Genomic DNA, 15,786 nt, shown 5'->3' on the forward strand with positions numbered 1-15,786 from the left:
CTTACGCGTCCAGCAGCACGTCCCGCACGAAGGCGTTGGCGAACGTCCCATCCGGGTCCAGCTCCCGCGCCAGCGCCCGGAAATCGCCGAGCCGCGGATACAGCCCACGCAGGGCGGACGCGGGCACGGTGAACACCTTCCCCCAGTGCGGCCGCGCCCCGAAGGGCTCCAGCGCCTCCTCGACCCGCCGCACCACCGGCAGCACCGCCGGTGTGTCCTCGACCCAGGTGAAGTGCGCCGCCACGGTGTCCCGGCCGTAGGAGGGGCTCAGCCACTGGTCGTCGCCGGCGACCGTGCGCACCTCGCAGGTCTGGAGGACGGGGGCGATGGTCTCCCGGATCGCGTCGAGCGCGTGCAGCATCTCGACGGCGTGCCCGCGCGGCAGCAGGTACTCCGACTGCAACTCCGCCCCGCTGCTCGGGACGAACTCCGCCCGGAAGTGCGGCAGCCGCTCGTGCCACGGCCCCGGCACTCCGAACTGCTCGGTGCAGTTGACCGCGGGCATACCCGGCACGGGGTGCATCTTCTCGGTGGCGGGAGCGGCCCAGGGGAAGGCGGGCAGCGGCTGCTCGGAGCGCCGCTTGAGCCACACCTGCCGGAAGCCCGGCGCGCGCCAGTCGGTGAACAGGCTGACGCTGTACGCCGTCGCCATCACCGTCTCGAACGTCCCGGAGTCCAGTCCCTGGAAGGACAGTTCGGTGAACACGTGCTGCTCCACCTCGTACGCCGGCTCCAGGTCGAGGGTGAGCGCCGTGACGACCCCGAGTGCGCCGAGCGAGGTGACGGCTCCGCCGAACCGCTCCTCGTCCCGGCCTATGGTCACCGTCGAGCCGTCCGCCGTGACCAGCTCCACCTCGCGCACGACCGTCGAGAGCGGGCCGTTGAGCACTCCCGAGCCGTGGGTGCCGGTCGCGACCGACCCGGCCACCGAGATGTGCGGCAGGGACGCCATGTTGGGCAGGGCCAGGCCCTCGCCGTGCACCCGGCGGGCCAGCTCCGCGTAGCGCACGCCGCCGCCGACCCGGACGGTGCGGGCCGCCGTGTCGACGTCCACCTCCGGGGGCAGGTCGGCCAGCGACAGCAGGACGCCCTCGGCGCCCGGCTCGGCGATCTCGTTGAACGAGTGTCCGCTGCCCAGCACCCGCACCCGGTCGCTGTCCGCGACGAGCGCGCGCAGCGCGGTGAGCGAGCCCGGCCGGCGCAGTTCCTTGGCCGCGTAGGTGATGTTCCCCGCCCAGTTGGTAACGGTCCCGTTCATCGCGTCGTCCTTCCCCGAGGCAGCGGGGACCGGGAGAGCCCCCGCCGGAACCTACCCCGGCCGCCGTCCGTTGCCGCCGCCACCCCGCTCGGTCTACCGTGGAGAGGCGGTAGAGAGCGTTTTCTACCAGTGTTCCGAACGAGCCGTCCTCAGCCCTTCTCCGAGCCGGAAGGTCACCTCCTTGAGCCAGCGCCCCCAGGCACTGTTCGCCATGACCGCCGAGAACGTGCCGCAGGTCTTCCCGCCCGAGGTGCTGGCCCGGCTGCGGGAGTCCGTGGACATCGATGCGGCGCTCGTGGTGCGGGACTTCGCCGACCCGGGCGTGCGCGACGCGCTGGCCCGGACGGAGATCCTGGTGACCGGCTGGGGCTGCCCCCGGCTCGACGAGGCGGTCCTCGACGCGGCGCCCCGGTTGCGCGCCGTGCTGCACTCGGCCGGCTCGGTCAAGTCCTTCGCCACCCCCGAGATCTGGCGGCGCGGCATCGCCGTCTCCTCGGCGGCCGCCGCCAACGCGCTGCCGGTCGCCGAGTACACCCTCGCCATGATCCTGCTCGCCGGGAAGGACGCCCTCGCCGCCCGCGACCGGATGCGCACCACCCGCACCTCCTCCGGCTGGGGCGTCGTCCCCGGCATCGGCAACTACGGCCGCCGCGTCGGCGTCATCGGCGCCTCCCGCATCGGCCGCCGCGTCCTCGATCTGCTCCGCCCCTTCGATCTGCGGCCCGCCCTCGCCGACCCGTACGTCGACGAGCGGGAGGCCGCCGCGCTTGGCGTCCCCCTGCTGCCGCTGGACGACCTGCTGCGCACGTCCGACATCGTCACCGTGCACGCCCCCGAGACGCCCGAGACACACCACATGATCGGCCGCCGCGAGCTGGCGCTGATGCCCGACGGGGCGGTGCTGATCAACACCGCGCGAGGCGCCCTGGTCGACCACGACGCCCTCGTGGCGGAACTGCGCGCCGGGCGCCTGACGGCGATCCTCGACGTCACCGACCCCGAGCCGCTCCCCGCCGACTCACCCCTCTACGACGTGCCCGGCGCCTTCGTCACCCCACACCTCGCGGGCTCCCAGGGCAACGAACTGGCCCGCCTCGGACTGACGGTCGCGGAGGAGGCGGAACGGCTGCTGGCCGGGGGAAAACTGGCGTACGCGGTCGATCCGGCGGCGCTGGAGCGCGCGGCCTGAGGGAGGAGCGGGGCCGTCGGCGCCACCGACCTCGGCCTCGGCCAGGGCGACGCCCCGTGGACGCGGCCGACCCGGAGGGTCACGAGTTCTGCGTCCTCGCCCCGTCCTGCCGTGGAGTCTTCACGACACCGTCAGCTGGCTCACCGACCACCACGCTCGGCTCGGCCCACTGAAGGGTTGTGCCCGCGCTTCCGTGATGACTGCGAGCGGGAGCGGGGCCCCCGGCTACGCGGGTGGGCCGAGGAATCACGGATACGCGGTCTACAACCGGCGCGCTTCTGTGCCGTGTGTCCAACTCCCCCCGGATCCGGCTCGTCGCCCACGTCGCCAGCGACATGTCCGTCCTCGCCACCGGTCTCTGCACGAGGGGCAATGCCGGGACCGTGAGCGGACCGTGAAGCTCTTTTCTTCACGCCTGGGTCGCAGGTCTGTGACGACCTGGTGGAGGGATGAGTTCCGCACGACGATATGGACATGCCCGAACGCGCCGACAAGCAGCCCTCCGACGGGACGGATGCGCTCACCGCAGGATGCCTCCTGCTGCTCGTGCTGGTGGCGGACGTGGCGGCCGGATTCCTGGTCGTCATCCTGCTCGCGGTACGGGGGCTGGGCCGGATGGACACCGGCTCCGGGCAGACCGCAGCCGGCGCACCACCTACGGACTGGACACCACTGCTGAGCTTCGGCGCGCTGGCCCTGGCAGTGGGAGTGACGGGCGTCCTGCTGCTGCGGGTCGGGCACCGATACATCGGGGCGGTCCAACTGGCGCTCTGCGCCGTTCTTGCGGTCCACGCGCTGGGGGCATGGCCCTGACCCACGAACAATCAGTGGCGGAGTCCTCCAGCGGGTTCCGTCGCGGCCGGCTCAACGCGTCCCCGCGGATGTCGCCGGCGCCGCCTCGTGGCCACAAGTGCGCCTACGGCCTCTCGGGACAGCGACGTCGCCTCTGTCCGGCCTCCTCGCCGGCGCCGTGAAACTTCGACTGCACCCGGGGGGGACCCGGTACCGGCCTCGCACACCCATGGGCATACCGTGAGGAGTCGTACGTCCGAACCGGGAGGAGAGACGCGATGGGCAGCGGCAGCCGTACCGCGCTGGTCGAGGATCTGATGGAGCGATTCCCGCATGTCCCGCGGGAGGCCGTCTTCAAGGAGGACCTGCTCCGGGGCGGTGTGGCCTTCGACCCGTCCGCGCTCAGCGACAACGAGGGCGGTGAGGTCAAGCCGAAGTCGTACTTCATCTTCTCCTTCGACCACGGCACCCTGCCCGAGCTGGGCGAGGCCGCGCTGCGCCGACCGCCGGAGGAGATCATCCTCACCGGCGGCCCGTACGACCTGCGCCGGACCGTCGTCTCGGTGCGGGTGAACCCGGCCTCGCCGTACCGCGTCGCCGCGGGCGAGGACGGCGTGCTCGGCCTCTACCTCGACGGCAAGAGGATCTCCGACGTCGGCGTGCCGCCGATGCCCGAGTACTACCGGCACACCCTCGCCAACGGGAAGTCGGTCATGGAGGTGGCCCCGACCATCCAGTGGGGCTACCTGATCTACCTGACCGTCTTCCGGGTCTGCCAGTACTTCGGCGCCAAGGAGGAGTGCCAGTACTGCGACATCAACCACAACTGGCGCCAGCACAAGGCCGCCGGGCGCCCGTACACCGGGGTCAAGGACGTCGAGGAGGTCCTGGAGGCCCTGGAGATCATCGACCGTTACGACACGGCGAAGGCCTCCACCGCCTACACCCTCACCGGCGGGGCCATCACCAAGACGGTCGCGGGCCGCGACGAGGCCGACTTCTACGGCCACTACGCCAAGGCCATCGAGGAGCGCTTCCCCGGCCGCTGGATCGGCAAGGTCGTGGCCCAGGCGCTGCCGCGCGACGACGTCCAGCGGTTCAAGGACTACGGCGTGCAGATCTACCACCCCAACTACGAGGTGTGGGACGAGTACCTGTTCAAGATGCACTGCCCCGGCAAGGAGCGCTACGTCGGCCGCGACGAGTGGCACAAGCGCATCCTCGACTCGGCGGACATCTTCGGAGCGCGCAACGTCATCCCCAACTTCGTGGCCGGCGTGGAGATGGCCGAGCCGTTCGGCTTCACCACGGTCGACGAAGCCATCGCCTCCACCACGGAGGGCCTGCGCTTCTTCATGTCGCACGGCATCACGCCCCGCTTCACCACCTGGTGCCCGGAGCCCACGACACCCCTCGGCAAGGCCAACCCCCAGGGCGCGCCGCTGGAGTACCACATCCGCCTGCTCCAGGCGTACCGGCAGACCATGGAGGACTTCGGCCTCTCCTCGCCCCCCGGCTACGGTCCCCCCGGTGCCGGCCGTGCGGTCTTCTCGGTCAGCTCCTTCATGGACAGCCTGCCGGCGGACGAACCCACCGCTGTTTGATAACGCTTTGATGACGTCGTCCATCATCGCGGTACGGCGTTGAGTCACAGGGCGGTTGTACCCGTACGGCATACAGACGTCGGAGCCGTGGGGGCGCGCCGCCCTGTCGTGTTATCTGAACAGGGCGCTTGTCAGTTGTGTGGGTGGCGTGAAAAGCTCTTGCCCTGCCTTCGAGGTTCCCCCCAACTCCATTGCCAATACGGTGAGTTGACCTCTCTTGTGGATGCAGGAGACCTATGCCCGACCTGCCGACCCCTCAGGACGCCGCCGAGGCCGCGCTGTTCTCCGAGTGCTGGGACGCGGTCCTCGCCTACGCCGACCTGTGCACATCCGGCTCCACCGCCGCCGCGCAGCTGGGCCGCGAGGCGTTCGCACACGGCACACGTGAGGCCCGCGCGGCCGAAACGGGCCCGGTGCGAAGCGCCGGCCGCCGCGCGGCCCGACTGCCCCGGATACCCCTGCTGCTGACCGCCGTACGCACCACGGCCGCGGCGTGGGAAGAGGAGGGGCAGGGCCACAAGCTCGATCCCGACCTGCGCCTGTGGCTCAACTCGGACAAGGCCGCCCGCTACACCGGCCCGCCCCTCCAGCGCCCGCTCGCGCTGCGCGGCCTGCGCGACCTCCAGCAGGCCGACGCGGAACTGCTGTGGCTGGCCGAGGTGGAGGCGCTGCCGCTGTCCGTGGTCGCCCGCCGCCTGGGCCTCGACCCGGCCACCGCCGCCGACGAACTCCAGCAGGTGCGCACCCTGTTCCGGGACCGCTGCCACCGCAACCATCTCGACACCCCGATGGACGCCCGGTGCCGCAGCTACGCCCGGCTGCTGGACGCCGTCACCCGCTCCCCCTCCGCCGACGCCCCGGGCGACCTCTCCCGGCACCTCGCCACCTGCGTCCAGTGCGCCGAGGCCGCCGCCTGCCTGCGCCTGCACGGCGGAGGACTGCCCGGGGCACTGGCCGGTGGGCTGATCGGCTGGGGCGGCCTCGCCTACCTGGAGCGCCGCCGTCGCGCCGCCGAGGTACGGCTCGGCGCCGGCCGGCCCGACCGGGCGGAAGAGGCGACCGGAGAACCGGAGGACGGGGAGCAGAAGGCGCGCGTCGCCCGCAACGGCCTCCTCGTCGCCGCCGTCCTGGTCTCCGTCCTGGCGCTCGGCGTCTCGATGATGCCGTTCGGCGGCTCCGGCGACGACCTCGGGGCACGCGGCGACGTCGGCCGCCAGCCGGTGGCCGACCCCAACCCCGAGCCGCCCCTGCCGTCCGCCCCCGACCTGCCTCCCGCGACCTCGAGGCCGGCCGACAACGCCACCGAGAACACGGGCAAGTCGGAGAAGCCCGCCAAACCGGAAGGCAGAAACGGCCACACCGAACCGCAGGGCACCTCCTCTCCCACGGAAGACGGCGAGAGCGAGAGCCCCACCTGCCGGGTCGAGTACGACCTGGTCAACCAGTGGCCCGACGGCTTCCAAGCCACCGTCACCGTCACCAGCAGCAAGTCCCTCGACTCCTGGCGCGTGTCCTGGTCCTTCCGCGACGGCCAGCAGGTCGGCCAGATGTGGGACGCCTCCGTCTCCCAGGACGGCTCCCGCGTCACCGCCACCGCCGCCGACTACAACAAGTCGGTCCCCGCGGGCGGCGACCTGGCCTTCGGCTTCCTCGCCTCCTGGCACGGCAAGAACTCCCCGCCGTACGACTTCACGCTGAACGGCCAGGACTGCGCGAAGGCCTGACTCCCGGGCGGGGCACGTCCTCGAACCGCGGGGCTCGCCGGAACGTACGGACGCTCGTGGCCAGAGACCCGAAAGGGGCGGGGAGGGGCGGACGGACGGGCCGAGCCGCCACGCAGGGCGATCGCCGGGATGGGTGGTGCACAGCGAGGACCGGAAAGCCATCAGAAGGTGGACAGGGTTCGTCCTCCTCTGCGCAGCGGAAGATCGCCGAATGCGGCGTCGTTGGGGGTGAGCTCAGTCGTCCCCGCGCTCTTGTATTCGTGGATGAGGATGGAGCGGTGGCGCTCCGTCATATTGGTGCTGGCGCGATGAGCGGTGAGGGAGTGCAGGAAGAGAACCGTCCCGGGACGTGCCTGGACCGGTACGACCTCGTGCTCCTCGGGGTCGTGCTCGCGGTGTAGGTGGCTGCCCGGCCAGACGAGCGTCGCCCCGGAATCGGCGGCCATGTCGTCGAGGTAGGTCAGTGCCGTGACCAGCTCGGGGCGGGTGTGCTGATCGGTGTCGAAGTCGCGGTGCCAGCCCTCTTCGGCCTTCAGTCCGGTAGGGCGCAGACGGGCGAAACCCATGTGGAAGTTGATGTCGGGGCCCAGCAGCTCACCGACGACGTCGAGGATCCGCTCGTCGTGGAGCAGCGCGTACCAGTTGTCTCCGGCGAGCGGAGTGTTCACGATCTTCCAGACCGCGTACGGGTTGTAGGGGTCGAGGCGCGCCATCGGTCTGTCGAAGGCGGCGTGGATGTGCAGGCGGGGATGCTCGGCGACCGGGGGGTCGATGAGGCCGGAGAGCATCTTCTTCATCTCCGCCACTTCTTCCTCGGAGAAGATGTCCTCTACGAGATATCCGTCGCGTTCGAAGGCGGTGAGTCTGTTCACTGCGAGGCTCCTCACGAACCGGTGCTGGCGTAGCGGTTGACCCCTCGTCGCCACAGGAAGACAGCCAGGAGGAACACCAGGGGCCCTGCCAGGGGAAGTCCCCAGACGAAGGGCGAGTCGGTCTTGCCGAGGATGTAGAGGCAGGGGTAGTAGCCGACGAAAGCGAACGGGATGACGCTCGAGAACAGCGTCATCAGCCACTTCGGATAAAAACTCATCGGTAGCTGAGCGAAGCTGTCCAGGCGCCAGATGAGCATGCTCAGCATCGCGTCCTGCCGCAGCCAGAAGGACAGCGCCGTCACGGCCAGGTGCATGGCTGCGAAGACGAGCGCCGCGCTCATCAGAGCAAGCGGTATGAAGACCAGGACCGGCCCGGAAACGTCTGTTCCGCTGACGTGGAGGGCAGTCCCCAGCATGCCGGCGCCGATGACGATTTCGATCCACACGTCCGTGTCGACCTTCGAGAAGAGGATCAGTACCAGCGGGCTGACCGGACGCACCAGATAGTGGTCGAGTTCGCCGCTGCGCACCATGTCCGGGATGTCGAGCGTGCCGTAGAAAACGGTGTTCCACAGGGCGCGGGCCATCACCGTGAATCCGGTCAGGACCGCCCACTGGCTGAGGGTCCAGCCGTGGATTCCTCCCGACGCGGAGAGGGCGAGCATGAACACCGCAGTGCCGGAGACGGCCTGGACCAGTGCTCCGAAGTTCGCGAGCAGGACTTCACCGGGGTGTACCAGATGACTGCGGAAATTCATGCGGGTGGCGAGTAGCGCGATTCCCGCGGACTTCCTCATCTCCATCAGACGATCAGCCACCGGCGATCACCAGCTTCCGCAGCGCGGTGCGTGTGGCGAGCACACTCGCCAGAGTCAGCAGGGCGGCCCAGACGACCCCGGCGACCAGGAGGCGGCCGTCCACGAAGGGGTCGCGCACGAGTGTGCCGAGTGGGGTGTAGAAGCCGTGCACGAACGGCGCCCACAACACGGCGTCGCGCAGCGCGTCGGGGTAGAGGGAGATGGGCATCATCGAGCCGCCGAGCAGGAGCAGGAGTGCCTCCTGTACCTCGTTCAGGCCGTCGACACGGCGGATGAAGAACGCGGACAAACCGATCAGGTAGCTGAAATTGAAGAGGACGACGAAGGCCACGGCGGTGGTCAGCACCAGCCGCCCGGCGTAGGCGAGGTCGAGGGAGAAGGGATACAGCAGCACTCCGCCGGCGAGAACAGCGGGCATTCCGACCAGAACGGTGATGCCGAGCGATCGTCCGAGAGCGGTGGAGAACCACTGGGGCAGGAACCCGGTCGGCAGCAGCAGTTCGGTGACGATGCGTCCGTCCCTGATTTTCCTCTCGAGTTGTCGCGCCAGCGTGAGGCCCGGAAGGCAGAGCACCCAGATGGTTCCGGCTGCCGCGTATACCAAGGTCTGCTGGAGAGTGAGCCAGCCGGCCCGGGCGGAAGTGTCGTCGTTCGCGTAGACGGCGATCCACAGGGCCGCCTGGAGGCCGATCAGGAGGAGGGCGCCGACGCCCTGTGCGAACGCTCTGGTCCGGTAGTGGAAGGCCAGCTTGATCTGCATCGTGACGATGGCCAGGTGGGTTTGCCGAAGTCGGCGCAGGCTCGGCCTCAAGCGTCTCTCCGATAGAGGTCCTTGATGAGGTCTTCCAGGCTCGGGGCCTCGATCTGCACGTCGTCGATCTGCGGGTCGGAAAAGAGCGTCCCGAGCAGTTCCCCCGGCAGATCTCCCTGTGTGAACTCGAATGTGGTGGCCGTCAGGGTCCGGGCCTCGGTCCGTGTCAGGCCGGGAACGGTGGGCAACTGATGGCCCGGAGCATGCTGGATCACGAGTCTGCGCCGGCCTGCGCCGAGCGTGCGCAGTTCGTCGATCTTGCCGTCGTGTATCAGCCGACCGTTGTCGATCAGGACGATCCTGTCGCAGATGGCCTCCACGTCGCGCAGGTCGTGACTGGCCATGATGATGGTCGGCGCGAGTTCCTGCCGGGTGTCGCGCAGGATGTCGCAGATGGCCTCCCGGGCGAAGACGTCGAGACCGATGGTCGGCTCGTCGAGCAGGAGCAGGCGCGGTGCGTGCAGCAGGGTGCCCACGAGTTCCGCGCGGGTGCGGTTGCCGAGCGAGAGTTCGCGTACGGGTGTGTCGAGGTGCCGTCCGATGTCGAGGCGCGAGACGAGGTGGTCCTGCCGGCGGCGGAAGACAGCAGGCTCGATGTCGTAGACTCGCCCGATCAGTTCATAGGAGTCCTTGACCGGAAGGTCCCACCAGAGGCTGGCGCGCTGCGCCGCGAGATAGCCGAGTTCGGTGGCGAGGCGTCGGCGGTCGCGGTGCGGATCCCGGCCGTCGACCGTGACCCGGCCTGCCGTCGGTGTGAGGATTCCGGAGATGAGCTTCATGGTGGTGGACTTGCCGGCCCCGTTGAGCCCGATGTAGCCGACCGTCTCGCCGGCGTCGATCCGGAGGTCGATCCCGTGCAGTGCCGGCACCTCGCTGCTGACTCTGCGTACGAGCCGGGTGAGGCGTCCGCCCTCGGCCGGTGGCCGCCGCACACGGTAGGAGCGGTGTACGGATTCCAGCTGGACTTTCACGGGGCTGTCCTTCCCCACGTCCCGGAGCCGATGCGGTCGATCGCCGCGACCGTGTCGGAGGCAAGAGAGAAGTCAGTCGCCGCCAGGTTCGCTGTGAGATGTGCGGGTGAGGCCGACTTGGCCACTACGGGAATGCCGTGTTCGAGATGCCAGCGCAGCAGGATCTGGTGGACGCTGCGACCGTGGCGTTGGGCCGTGGCTCGCAGAACGGGGTGCTCCAGGTCGTTCTCACTGAACGGGCTGTGGCCCTGCGTCACGATCCCGAGACCGGCGTGGTGTGCGGCGAGGGCCGGGGTGAAGAGGCGTGGCCCGAAGGCGATCTGGTTCACCGCGGGAACGATGCCGGAGCGCGCGACGAGGTCGTCCACCTGGTGCGGCAGAAAGTTGCTCACACCGATGGCCCGGACAAGACCCTCCTCCCGGGCCTCGGCGAACCGCTTCCATATGGCCAGGGACCCTTCGGCATCGAGCGGCGCATGGACAAGCCAGAGGTCCAGGTACTCCACGCCGAGCAGGTCCAGGCTGCGCAGCAGGGTCTCTCGCTCGCGCCCGGCGTCTTCTTCGGGGAATTTCGTGACGACCAGGACATCACTGCGGTCGATACCGCTGGCGCGGATTCCGGCGCCCACCGCTGCTTCGTTGTCGTATCCGGTTGCCGTGTCGATGCAGCGGTACCCGGCTTCGATGGCTCCCTGGACACCGCGGCTCGCCGCCGGGCCCCGCATCTGCCAGGTGCCCAGGCTCACCGGAGGGAGCGTGAACGGCAGTGGGTCCCGGCTCACCGGCCTCCGCCCCCTGCCGACACGCTCGCGGTCCCGTTGCCCAGCCGCTCGAACGACGTGCCGACCACCTTGAGTACTTCGTGACTGGCGGTGTCCCCGAGCACCTCGAAATATCTCTTGGCGAAGTCCAGGTTCGTGTCATTGATGAAGTTGGCGGTGAAGGAGACGGTGCCGGTGATGTTGTGCACCTCATGGGCCCACCCGCTGGGCGTCACCACAATGTCCCCCGGTTCTTGCACCAGCTCGATGCTGTCCTCTCCGTACGTCCCGGCGACGCAGCAGCCCGGAGGCAGCAGCTGCCACTCCTCGGCGCGTTCGGGCGAGTGGAAGATCCACTTCTTGCGTCCTGAGCAGAGCAGGTTCCACGCCGCGCTCGCCATCGTGTCGACGTGCAGGGGGGAGCTCGTACCGGGCCCGCCGATCAGCAGCCACACCCAGTCCGGGCGGACGTCGGCAGGGAGCGCCAGCAGCCAGTTCAGCCGGCGTACCTCGCGTGGGACGAGGTTCCAGAGATCTGGTTCGAACTGCGAGACGAGCTGGTGACGCAGGTACAGTCCCCGCGGACGCTCGGCCCGCAGCTCGTCGAGGACCTCTGCGAACCGTACGGTCACCGGTCGGCGGTCGGGGGACTCCGCTTCCACGGGGCGGTCGCGGAGCTCCCGCAGTCGTGTCTCCTGCAGTGCCGCGTACACCGGCCATTCCAGGCCGGTACCGCGCAGGACGGCAGGACGGTCGCCGCGCAACCGCTCGATTGCGTCGGACACGTCAGGCATGGAAGTAGTCAACACGCCCGCCCTCCTGCGACTGCTGGGCCCAGGCCTCGCGGTGGCCCCGCAACGCGTCCGGACCGAAGGCGTGCGTGATGTCGGCCCGCGCCCGCAGCCCCTGTTCCAGGTTCTCCCGCTCGGACATGCACCGCGCCCGCTTCGCTGTCGCCTTGTCCCGGACGGCCTCGGCCGAGTCCGCGCTGCGGAAGGGCGCCTCCGGCACGGTCACCGTGCACAGGGGAGCCGCCCAACAGGTCCGGCAGGAGCTCGCCTGCACGGCGTCGCGGAACATGCCGAGCTGCTCGACCCCGGCCCGCGGGTCCACACCCCGGTCCGTGTGGCCGACGGTGAAGTCCGGGGACTGGTATTCGTACGAGGAGTACAGCGTGCCGTCGGAGCCGAGAACCAGGTACTCGTTTCCCGGGATGACCTGGACACCCAGCAGGTGCCCCAGCCGGGAACTGCCGTCCCGTTCCGGTTGGTTGAGAGCCCGGTGGAAGGAGCGGTGGAGGAAACCGTGGCTGAAGGCGAAGCGATAGCGGCCGGACTGTTCGCGTTCGCCCTCGGGCAGTCCGTGGGCGGCCACGAAGAGGTCCCAGACCCGGAGTTGCTGGTCGAAAAGCTGCCGGAAGTCGTCGTACGACTTCTCACCACCCGGCAACAGCAGGTCGAAGTCCCAGGCCAGGGCCCGGAGTGCGGTGGGCCAGCCGGCAAAGTACCGGTACAGGGCGGCCTCGTCGAGCGGCGCCGACAGGACACAGATGATGGCAACACGTGAGGCGAAGTAGTCCGGCCAGCCCTCGGCCAACCAGTCGGCGCGTTCCCGCACCCGGTCGTGCGTACCCTTGCCGCGCCGGTCGATCCGGTAGCGGTCGTGGTTGGGACCGTCGACGGAGATGTTGAGGTAGATGTCGTGCTCGACCAGGAAGTCGACGATCTTCGGGGTCAGCAGCATGCCGTTGGAGTTGACCTGGATGATCAGGTTCTCCAGCCGTGAGCCGACCTCCTTCTTCCGTTCCTCCAGAGCGAGCACGGCCTCCTTCAGCTGGTCGAACGCCAGCAGCGGCTCGCCACCGAAGAAGTAGACGGCTCGTTGCGCGGACTCCAGCTTTTCCTCGCCCGTGACGAAGAGGTCGATCGCCGCCTTCACCATGTGCGCCTGCGGGGATGCCGTCTGGTGCGGGCGGGTGCCCGGGTAAGCGCCGCCGTAGTAGCAGTAAGTGCAGCGGATGTTGCACTGTTCCGTGGGGTTGAGCATCAGGACCCGCACCCGTGGCTTGTCGATGTGCGCGTCCACGGGCAACCGGGGGAACTCCCAGCCGGGCTCGTCGAAGGGCCGGATCAACTCGGTGAGTGCGGAGAGCTCGGCGGCGGTGGGCAGCGCCGGTGCATCGTCCCCTTCGCCCTCCACCGGGCCGGACGCCTCCCAGGACGCAGCCCTGAGCAACTCCGCCTGCCGCGCACTGATCGTGTGGACTTTCCCGGTAGTGGGCGCGTAGAGGTGGAATCGGCCCTCGTGCCGGTTGCTCTCCCACATCTTGTAGATCCAGGTGAGGCCCTGGTGCCTGCGTATCGTGACGTCCTGTTCCCCGACGTTGACTCCGGTGGCGGACGACCCGTTCACGTGGTATGCGGGCTGGTCCGTCTGTCCGATCAAGTCGGTCTGCCACGCGTGCAGGCCGAGGAGATCTGTCTGTTGTGCGCCCGCGTGGATGCTCACTTCTCCCTCACCTGTCCCTGGTGATCGTCCAGCAGCGTTCGCAAGCAGCTCATGACGAGTGCCGAGATCGTCGCGCTGGTCGCACGGTTCTCCCGGTCGTCCTGAAGCGCCTCCACGATGTCCACGGCGACGACGCGCCGTGTGCGGCAGACGTGCTCCACGGCGGCGAGCAGTTCCCGCAGCCGGTACCCACCTGCCTCCGGGTGCCCGGTCGCCGGGAACTCCGTGGGATCGAGCACGTCGAGATCGATGGAGAGATACGTCGGGTTGTCGTCCACCGGTTCTGTGAAGCCGTACTCGTAGGCGCACCGCAGGGTCTCGGGCAACGGGCCGCAGGAAGCCGGCAGGTACGTCCGTACGCCGTACAGCTCGCACGCCGTGGCCGCCCCGGTCTGCAGCAGGTGCCCGAGGAAGTCGGCGTGGGTGATGTCGGCGAGGTCGGGCATCGGCCGGCTGCTGAAGTCGCAGTGGGCGTCGAAGCAGACGATGCTCACCGGTCCGTGCTCCGCTGCCAGCCCCACTCCGACCGGGGCGGAGAGGCTGTGGTCCCCTCCGATGAACACGGTGATCGCTCCGGTCCTGGTGAGCCGGCGCGTCAGGCCGGTCAGCGTCCGGTAGTACGCGCTTCTGTCCACGCGCGGGTCGATCGGCACCCCTCCGAGGTCGCCGAGGTCGAACACCCGGCGGCCGGCCAGCACGGGGCCGTTGGTCAGGGGGTCGAGCAGCCCACCCAGAGCACCGTCGTCGTCCACCTCCCAGTCATGTCCCGGAGAGAGTTTGCGGAAGATCTCCGGGCCATGACGCTGACCAGGCACCCCCGGCACTCCGGCGTCGAAGGGCAGCCCCAGGATCACAGCGTCGGCGGCCAGCGCTTCCGAGGCCACGACGTCGACGTCGACAGCAGGCAGCCCCAGGGCTCCTGCGCCGGACCGGATGACGACGTCCGTCATGAGGTCCGCCACCCGTCGGCCTGCTGTGCCGGGCGGTCGGTGACAGTGACCAGGCGAGCTCTCAGCAGTGCGGAGACGAGAGCCGACACAGCCGCCACGGGAGTGCTCGAGCGATCGGCCAGTTCTCCGACGCTGATCCGGCGTTCCCGCACGAGCACTTCGCACGCCGCGTGGTGAGCGACGGGGAGCGCAAACTCCTGGTTGCGGGCAGTGAGCACCGTCTGTTCCTCATGGATGTCGAGCAAAGGGGGCAGAACCGTGGCGAGTTCGACGATCGAGTCGGTGGACGGCCGCGCGTTCAGCACGTCCCAGGGCAAGCCGGCGCCGTCGCGGCCGCCGGCCCGTCGCCGCTCGGCGTCGAAGAAGTCCTGCACGGTGAGGTTCTTCGCCTCGCTCACGAACGCCGCGACGAGCTGCTCGGCCTGAGCCCGCTGCTCCTCTGCCGTTCCTGCCCTGGCCAGGTTCTCCCGTACCTCGACGCGGTGCAGGGTTCGGTGGGCCACCCACCTCAGCCAGTCGTAGCCGGTGGGTCGGGCGAGCGCGAAGGTCAGGTGGAGGCTCGACGCGCCGCCGCCGCGCACGGTGTGCCACCAGCCGCGTGGCACATGGATCACATCCCCCGGCTCCAGCGTCTTCTCGAACAGCACGGCTTTCGGGCAATGGCGCGGATCGCTGTCACCGTACTCCGGCAGCGGATGTTCCTCCGACGGCCCGTGCACCTGCCAGCTCTTGGTGCCGATGACCTGGACGATGAAGGTGTCCACCTCGTCGTAGTGGCTGTCGAATGCCCGGGAGTCGTCGAAGGTGACGAACATGTTGCAGGAGGTGCTCTCGCCGACGATGCGCATGACGTCGTCGGTTACGGACCGGACAGCGGGGTGGATCCGGTCCAGTGAGTCGATGATGAGGCTGGCACCGGACCGCATGAGAGCGAAGACCTGCGTCAGATCCACCACCCGGTGGCCCGCCCGGGTCACCATGTACTCGTGCTCGGGGAGATGCTTGCCCTCGGCGTACAAGGTCATTTCCGCCGGCTCCACACGGCCGCGGGTGAGGATCTCGTTCAGTTCCGCCCAGGAGAAGTGCCGCTGCACCAGCTCCGGGTCCAGGTGCTTGAATACCACCTCGGTTCCGAGCTGTTTCGCCGAAAAGTCAGGGCCGAGTTCATCTGCCAGCGCTCGACCGAGTTCCGAAGCATGTCGCGCCACTTCCTCCAAGACCCCCTACTTTCGGCGAGCGAGAAACTCACGGGCAGAGAAGCGCACACCACATCTGCGCGCATCGAAGCAGTCGGCCCCGATGCGCGCAGAATGCGGAAGTTACTTCTCGGAGTCGGCGAACATCTGGCTGAAGTCCGGCACCGACGGGCGGTGATGCGTCTTGGCGAAGGTCGCGCGAGCCCTGTCGGTCACCGAGGAAACCCGTACCTCAATCTCGGGAAATTCCTGCTCCGAAGCGCTCTCTGTGAGTTTTTCGGCCATGCCAACCTCCAGAGTGATGGCGTGAGTGGTCGCGGAGACGGTAGAAC

General features: G+C 69.0%; 15 protein-coding genes. 4 read left to right on the forward strand and 11 right to left on the reverse strand.

The window, feature by feature from the left end; all coding sequences use genetic code 11:
• Nucleotide 1 precedes the first annotated feature (1 nt).
• The gene (locus ACZ6TU_RS14975; RefSeq protein WP_469548609.1) at nt 2–1,258 is read right to left on the reverse strand and encodes a D-arabinono-1,4-lactone oxidase; all 1,257 of its coding nucleotides are present in this window, start codon (nt 1,256–1,258) and stop codon (nt 2–4) included.
• Nucleotides 1,259–1,439: 181 nt separating this feature from the next.
• Here ACZ6TU_RS14975 and ACZ6TU_RS14980 point away from each other — a divergent pair, with 181 nt between their 5' ends.
• The 4 genes from ACZ6TU_RS14980 (at nt 1,440) to ACZ6TU_RS14995 (ending at nt 6,567) form a co-directional block, all read left to right on the forward strand.
• The gene (locus tag ACZ6TU_RS14980) at nt 1,440–2,447 is read left to right on the forward strand and encodes a hydroxyacid dehydrogenase (protein WP_469548611.1); all 1,008 of its coding nucleotides are present in this window, start codon (nt 1,440–1,442) and stop codon (nt 2,445–2,447) included.
• Between the two features lie 474 nt (nt 2,448–2,921).
• A complete protein-coding gene (locus ACZ6TU_RS14985) occupies nt 2,922–3,260 on the forward strand; it encodes an inner-membrane translocator (RefSeq protein ID WP_469548612.1) in 339 nt (112 codons plus the stop codon).
• 257 nt (nt 3,261–3,517) lie between these two features.
• Entirely contained in the window at nt 3,518–4,843 is a 1,326-nt protein-coding gene (locus tag ACZ6TU_RS14990; protein ID WP_467669635.1) for a radical SAM protein, read from the forward strand.
• 236 nt (nt 4,844–5,079) lie between these two features.
• On the forward strand, nt 5,080–6,567 hold the full coding sequence (locus ACZ6TU_RS14995) for a cellulose binding domain-containing protein (protein ID WP_467669637.1): 1,488 nt from the start codon (nt 5,080–5,082) through the stop codon (nt 6,565–6,567).
• A gap of 161 nt (nt 6,568–6,728) precedes the next feature.
• Here ACZ6TU_RS14995 and ACZ6TU_RS15000 read toward each other — a convergent pair whose 3' ends face one another.
• The 10 genes from ACZ6TU_RS15000 to ACZ6TU_RS15045 all read right to left on the reverse strand — a co-directional run bounded on the left by ACZ6TU_RS15000 (nt 6,729) and on the right by ACZ6TU_RS15045 (nt 15,739).
• Nucleotides 6,729–7,439 (reverse strand): phytanoyl-CoA dioxygenase family protein, encoded by a 711-nt coding sequence (locus ACZ6TU_RS15000; RefSeq protein WP_467669639.1) that lies wholly within the window; start codon nt 7,437–7,439, stop codon nt 6,729–6,731.
• An 11-nt stretch (nt 7,440–7,450) separates the two neighbouring features.
• The gene (locus tag ACZ6TU_RS15005; RefSeq protein WP_467669641.1) at nt 7,451–8,257 is read right to left on the reverse strand and encodes an ABC transporter permease; all 807 of its coding nucleotides are present in this window, start codon (nt 8,255–8,257) and stop codon (nt 7,451–7,453) included.
• A complete protein-coding gene (locus tag ACZ6TU_RS15010; protein ID WP_467669643.1) occupies nt 8,250–9,017 on the reverse strand; it encodes a hypothetical protein in 768 nt (255 codons plus the stop codon). Before ACZ6TU_RS15010 ends, ACZ6TU_RS15005 begins: the two co-directional genes overlap by 8 nt.
• A gap of 47 nt (nt 9,018–9,064) precedes the next feature.
• Nucleotides 9,065–10,039: an ATP-binding cassette domain-containing protein gene (locus ACZ6TU_RS15015; RefSeq protein WP_467669645.1), complete on the reverse strand. Its 975-nt coding sequence runs from the start codon at nt 10,037–10,039 to the stop codon at nt 9,065–9,067.
• Entirely contained in the window at nt 10,036–10,821 is a 786-nt protein-coding gene (locus ACZ6TU_RS15020; protein WP_467669647.1) for an aldo/keto reductase, read from the reverse strand. Before ACZ6TU_RS15020 ends, ACZ6TU_RS15015 begins: the two co-directional genes overlap by 4 nt.
• Nucleotides 10,818–11,594 (reverse strand): transcription factor jumonji, encoded by a 777-nt coding sequence (locus ACZ6TU_RS15025; protein WP_467669649.1) that lies wholly within the window; start codon nt 11,592–11,594, stop codon nt 10,818–10,820. The genes ACZ6TU_RS15020 and ACZ6TU_RS15025 overlap by 4 nt, the downstream gene beginning before the upstream one ends.
• A complete protein-coding gene (locus ACZ6TU_RS15030) occupies nt 11,587–13,308 on the reverse strand; it encodes a radical SAM protein (RefSeq protein ID WP_469548618.1) in 1,722 nt (573 codons plus the stop codon). The genes ACZ6TU_RS15025 and ACZ6TU_RS15030 overlap by 8 nt, the downstream gene beginning before the upstream one ends.
• Nucleotides 13,305–14,258 (reverse strand): arginase family protein, encoded by a 954-nt coding sequence (locus ACZ6TU_RS15035; RefSeq protein WP_467669653.1) that lies wholly within the window; start codon nt 14,256–14,258, stop codon nt 13,305–13,307. The genes ACZ6TU_RS15030 and ACZ6TU_RS15035 overlap by 4 nt, the downstream gene beginning before the upstream one ends.
• Nucleotides 14,255–15,382, reverse strand: a complete 1,128-nt coding sequence (locus ACZ6TU_RS15040; RefSeq protein ID WP_467669655.1) for a JmjC domain-containing protein — start codon at nt 15,380–15,382, stop codon at nt 14,255–14,257. The genes ACZ6TU_RS15035 and ACZ6TU_RS15040 overlap by 4 nt, the downstream gene beginning before the upstream one ends.
• A 195-nt stretch (nt 15,383–15,577) precedes the next feature.
• Complete coding sequence (locus tag ACZ6TU_RS15045; protein ID WP_467669657.1) at nt 15,578–15,739, reverse strand: hypothetical protein; 162 nt, start codon at nt 15,737–15,739, stop codon at nt 15,578–15,580.
• Between the last annotated feature and the right edge of the window lie 47 nt (nt 15,740–15,786).

The organism is Streptomyces sp. NPDC052064, assembly GCF_055585925.1.

What these genes read in the sequence shown, in the direction of transcription:
- ACZ6TU_RS14975 (WP_469548609.1), bottom strand. Translation starts at nt 1,258, where the DNA reads ATGAACGGGACCGTTACCAACTGGGCGGGGAACATCACCTACGCGGCC.
- ACZ6TU_RS14985 (WP_469548612.1), top strand. Translation starts at nt 2,922, where the DNA reads ATGCCCGAACGCGCCGACAAGCAGCCCTCCGACGGGACGGATGCGCTC.
- ACZ6TU_RS14990 (WP_467669635.1), top strand. Translation starts at nt 3,518, where the DNA reads ATGGGCAGCGGCAGCCGTACCGCGCTGGTCGAGGATCTGATGGAGCGA.
- ACZ6TU_RS14995 (WP_467669637.1), top strand. Translation starts at nt 5,080, where the DNA reads ATGCCCGACCTGCCGACCCCTCAGGACGCCGCCGAGGCCGCGCTGTTC.
- ACZ6TU_RS15010 (WP_467669643.1), bottom strand. Translation starts at nt 9,017, where the DNA reads ATGCAGATCAAGCTGGCCTTCCACTACCGGACCAGAGCGTTCGCACAG.
- ACZ6TU_RS15025 (WP_467669649.1), bottom strand. Translation starts at nt 11,594, where the DNA reads ATGCCTGACGTGTCCGACGCAATCGAGCGGTTGCGCGGCGACCGTCCT.
- ACZ6TU_RS15035 (WP_467669653.1), bottom strand. Translation starts at nt 14,258, where the DNA reads ATGACGGACGTCGTCATCCGGTCCGGCGCAGGAGCCCTGGGGCTGCCT.
- ACZ6TU_RS15045 (WP_467669657.1), bottom strand. Translation starts at nt 15,739, where the DNA reads ATGGCCGAAAAACTCACAGAGAGCGCTTCGGAGCAGGAATTTCCCGAG.